3 protein-coding genes are annotated in these 3576 nt (G+C 75.3%); 2 read left to right on the forward strand and 1 reads right to left on the reverse strand.

Annotation, left to right across the window (positions count from 1 at the left end):
- The coding region (locus DEF28_RS25935; RefSeq protein WP_147280290.1) for a GntR family transcriptional regulator at nt 1-442 on the forward strand (442 nt) is incomplete at its 5' end.
- Between the two features lie 784 nt (nt 443-1226).
- Here the strand turns inward: DEF28_RS25935 and DEF28_RS25940 are convergent.
- Nucleotides 1227-2792, reverse strand: a complete 1566-nt coding sequence (locus tag DEF28_RS25940) for an MFS transporter (protein WP_374058245.1) — start codon at nt 2790-2792, stop codon at nt 1227-1229.
- A gap of 133 nt (nt 2793-2925) precedes the next feature.
- Here DEF28_RS25940 and DEF28_RS25945 point away from each other — a divergent pair, with 133 nt between their 5' ends.
- A complete protein-coding gene (locus DEF28_RS25945; RefSeq protein WP_114400821.1) occupies nt 2926-3480 on the forward strand; it encodes a TetR/AcrR family transcriptional regulator in 555 nt (184 codons plus the stop codon).
- The last annotated feature ends 96 nt before the right edge of the window (nt 3481-3576 follow it).

A 3576-nucleotide genomic window follows, 5' to 3' on the forward strand; every position in this document is an offset into this window, starting at 1 on the left:
GCACCAGCCGACGGAGAGCGAGGCGGACCAGCTGCTGGCGGTGCGCGCGCTGCTGGAGACCGAGTCCGCCCGGTTGGCCGCCCGCAACGCCGACGAGGCGGGCGTCGCCCGGCTCCGCGAGCTGTGGCGCGAGGGGGTCGAGGCCCTGGAGCGCGCCGAGACCGACGACATGGTCGACGCCAACGCTGACCTGCACGCCCGCATCACCGAGCTGTCCGGCAACGCGGTGCTCGCCGAACTCGCCGGCCAGGTGGCGCGCCGGGTGCGCTGGTACCACACGCTCGTCGTCCGCCAGCGGGGCCGGGAGGCGTGGGACGAGCACGCGGCCATCATCGACGCCATCGAGGCGGGCGACGAGGAGCGCGCCGCCGAGCTGATGCGCCTGCACACCGACGCCACCCGCCGCAGCTACCACGACCAGGCCGCGACGCCGGAGGACTGAGCGGCCCCGCCGCGTTCGGGGCCGGCGGTCAGGGGGCTGGCCCGGCGGAAGCCCGGCCGCGGCCCCCGCGCCACCCGCCGGCGCCGCCGACCGGGGCTCCGCCGCGGCTCGGGCCGCTGACGGGGGTCGGTGCGCCGGCCGGTGGCCGCCTGCGGTCCCCGGCTGCTTGAGGCGGGAGCCGGTCAGTCCGTCGCCGCTGGTGGCGGCGTTGGGCGCGGGGAGGCGCCGGCGCCGTGCGCCCGCAGGCCTTCGGTCATACCCGGCATGGCGTTCGGGCCGGGCAGGCGTTCCCCAGCTCGGCTGGTCCGGCGGATGGCGGTCCCGGCCCTGTGCCGGTGCCTGCCGGGAGGAGTCCGCGCCGCCGACTCCGGGCTCGTCGCGCATCGGGCGGACGCGGACATGCGCGGCTCGTATCGAACGGGCACGGCAGTGGGCGGCCGATGCGCTGCGGGGATCGCGGGTGCGCCCGCGCCGACGGCGTGACCAGGGCCTCGGCGTCAGACACGGGGTGCGCTCGGAGCGGCACCGGGACCGCTCGGCGCCCACCGGTCCCCGGCGTCCACCGGAGCACGCGGCCCGGCGGACCCCAGCGACGGTCCGGGCACGCCAAGCCGCGGTGGGCTGGTTCCGCGGCGGTCGGGGCCATGGGCGCCGGCCGCCGCGGGGCCTGCCGACTACTACCGCGGAAGCCGGCGCCGCGGCCCCCGGGGATGGCCGGACGCGCGGAATCCGGACGCCCGACCGCCTGGCGGCCCGGCGTCCGGACACGGAACGGGTCGACGGGTCAGTGGTCCCCGGAGCGGCCGGGTGCACTCCGCCCGCCCACCCCGCGCAGCAGCAGGCCCGCCTGCACCGCCGCGCACAGCACGATCACCGCGGCGATCGCGCTGGTCACGTGGATGCCTTCGGTGAACGCCAGCCGGGCCGCGTCCATGAGCGCGGCGGCCTCGCCGGAGGGCAGCCGCTCCGCGGCGGTCACCGCGCCGCCCAGGGTCTCGCGGGCGGCGTCCAGCGCGGGCTCGGAGACGCCGTCCGGTGCCGTGAGGAGGGTGCGGTACACGGCGGTGAGCACGCTGCCGAGTACGGCCACGCCGAGCGCGCCGCCGAGCTCGTAGGCGGTCTCGGAGATGGCGGCCGCCGCCCCCGCCCGCGACGGCGGCGCGGCGGCCATGATGGCGTCGTTGGTCAGGGTGTCGGACAGCCCCACTCCGGCGCTGATCGCCGCGAAGCCGCCCGCCACGAGCAGGGTCCCACCCGCCAGGGGGAGCTGCGTGAAGACGGCGAACCCGGCGGCGGCCAGTGCCAGTCCGGTGAGGATCGCCGCCCCCATGCTCAGCCGCCGGGCCACCGCGACCGCCACGAAGTGCGCCGCCACCGACAGCACGATGCCCGGCAGCAGGACCAGACCCGCGCGGATCGGGCTCATTCCCAGGACCAGCTGCAGGTACTGGGTCAGGAAGAACAGCGCCGAGACCATGGCGAACACCACCATGAGGTTGGTGGCGACGGCCACGCCGAACGCGCGGTTCCGGAACAGCCGGACGTCGATCATCGGGTCCGGCAGCCGCAGCTGCCGGCGGACGAAGACGTACCCCACCGCCGCCCCGACCGCGACGGACGCGGCGGCGACGAGCGGCGAACCGCCCTCGGCGAGTTTCTTCACGCCGTAGACGACCGGGAGGACGGCCAGCAGCGACAGCGCGGCGCTCGGCAGGTCGTAGCGTCCGGGCGCCGGGTCGCGGGACTCGGGCACCAGCATCGGCGTCAGGACCAGGATCAGCGCCATGACCGGCAGGTTGATCAGGAAGACCGAACCCCAGTAGAAGTGCTCCAGCAGCCAGCCGCCGACGAGCGGGCCGAGCGCGGAGCCGGCCGAGAACATGGAGGCCCACGCCGCGATGGCCAGCAGCCGCTGCCGCCGGTCGAGGAACAGGTTGCGGATCAGCGACAAGGTGGAGGGCATCAGCGTCGCACCGGCGAGGCCGAGCAGTGCCCGGGCCGCGATGAGCACCTCGGCGCTGGGCGCCAGCGCCGCGAGCAGCGACGCCGCGCCGAAGCCGGCCGCGCCGATCATCAGCAGCCGGCGGCGCCCGATGCGGTCGCCGAGCGTCCCCATGGTGACGAGCAGCCCGGCCAGCACGAACGAGTAGAGGTCGACGATCCACAGCAGCTGCGTGCCGGTGGGGGCCAGGTCCGCGCTGAGGTAGGGGACCGCGAAGCCGAGCACGGTCATGTCGACGGCGATCAGCAGGACCGGCAGGGTGAGCACGGCGAGTCCCAGCCACTCGCGCGGTCCGGCGGTGGCCGGAACCTGGGCGCGGGTGGTCACGGACGGGGCGGCGGAGTCCATCGTTCCTCTCATGGGCGGGATGGGGAGTGACGGACGGTCCTGACATGGGATGACCGGATGTACATGCATGGAAATATCCGGCTTGTGAACCGTCCGGACGGTACAGTACAGTCAGCCCGGTACAGTGTCAACGATGAACGCTGCCTCGACCACGCGCGACCGCATCCTCGACGCGCTCCAGGAGATCCTCATCCACGAGGGGAGCTCCGCGGTGACGCTGGAGGCGGTGGCCACCGCCGCCGGAGTCTCGAAAGGCGGGCTGCTGTACCACTTCCCGTCCAAGGCGGCCATGCTGACCGGCCTCGTCCGCCGGCTCACCGACCAGGCGGCGGACGAGTTCCGTGAGGCCCGCGCCGAACCGGGCGGGGTGGTCCGCACCTTCCTGCGCGTCTCCGTCCCCACCTCGGCGGAGGAGACCGCCCTCTACAGCTCCGTCATCGCCGCGCTGCGCGGCAACGAGGACGTCCCGCCGGAGGCGTGGGAGCTCATGCAGTGGGTGTTCACCGAATGGGGCACCCTGCTGCACGAGGAGATCGGCGATCCAGTCCTCGCCGAGACCGTCCGGCTGGTCGGCGACGGCCTCTACCTCAGTGCCATGTCCGGCCTGCCGATGCCCGACCCGCTGCTGCTGGAACGCGTCACCGACCACCTGATCGCCCTGGCCGACGAGCACCGCCGCAACCGCTGAGGGAGGCCGCGGCGGCCGCCCGGCGCCAGCCGGGCATGGGGCTCCGGGCTGGTAGCGCGCCGAGTCGGGCGCGGGCCCGCCCGGTGGCGGGGGAGG

This window comes from Marinitenerispora sediminis, from assembly GCF_003336425.1.
In the GTDB taxonomy this organism is placed as follows: Bacteria; Actinomycetota; Actinomycetes; order Streptosporangiales; family Streptosporangiaceae; genus Marinitenerispora; species Marinitenerispora sediminis.